The organism is Vibrio sp. Y176 (assembly GCF_033438945.1).
Genome location: NZ_JAWOQS010000223.1, coordinates 1 through 892, shown reverse-complemented (window position 1 = coordinate 892; position 892 = coordinate 1). Strand labels below are relative to the sequence as shown.

Sequence of the window (892 nt, the reverse complement as noted above, 5' to 3'; positions counted from 1 at the left end):
GCCTTCTTCAATTTCTTGTTGTGTGATAACGAGTGATGGTGTGAAACGTACGACATTGGCACCCGCAACCAATACCAATAGACCTTGTTTACCTGCAGCAACCAGCACATCACGTGCACGGCCTTGCCACTCTTCATTCAGCGCAGCGCCTAGCAATAGACCTTTGCCACGAACTTCAGAGAATAGGTTGTACTTCGCATTGATCTTTTCTAGACCTGCGCGGAACAGCGCTTCGCGCTCTAAAACACCAGCAAGCACTTCTGGTTTTGTCACTTCGTTAACGACCGCTTCTGCCACTGCACATGCCAATGGGTTACCACCGTATGTTGAACCGTGAGTGCCCACTTTCAGGTGCTCAGCCAGTTTTGCTGTTGTTAACATTGCGCCGATAGGGAAACCACCACCCAGTGATTTCGCTGTGCTTAGAATGTCTGGCGTGATGCCTAGACCTTGGTAAGCATAGAAATGACCAGTACGTCCGTTACCCGTTTGAACTTCATCAAAGATAAGTAGCGCGTTGTGCTTGTCACACAGTTCACGTACTGCTTGGGCAAATTCCGGAGTTGGTGGCACGATACCGCCTTCACCTTGTAGCGGCTCCATCATAACCGCACATGTGCGATCTGACATGTGTGCTTGAAGTGCTTCGATATCGTTGTATGGTAAATGCGTAACATCGCCTGGCTTAGGACCAAAACCGTCTGAGTAAGCCGCTTGACCGCCAACCGTCACAGTAAAGAATGTACGACCGTGGAAACCTTGTTTAAATGCGATGATTTCTGATTTTTCAGGGCCATGAACATCTGCCGCGTAACGGCGTGCTAATTTCAGTGCCGCTTCGTTTGCTTCTGCGCCAGAGTTAGCAAAGAATACGCGCTCAGCAAAGCTCACT

1 protein-coding gene is annotated in these 892 nt (G+C 49.4%); it reads right to left on the bottom strand.

Annotated features, from left to right (window positions below; all coding sequences use genetic code 11):
• Window positions 1-892 (bottom strand): acetylornithine/succinyldiaminopimelate transaminase (locus R7O13_RS25215; RefSeq protein ID WP_318304988.1); only part of this gene is annotated, 892 nt, incomplete at both ends.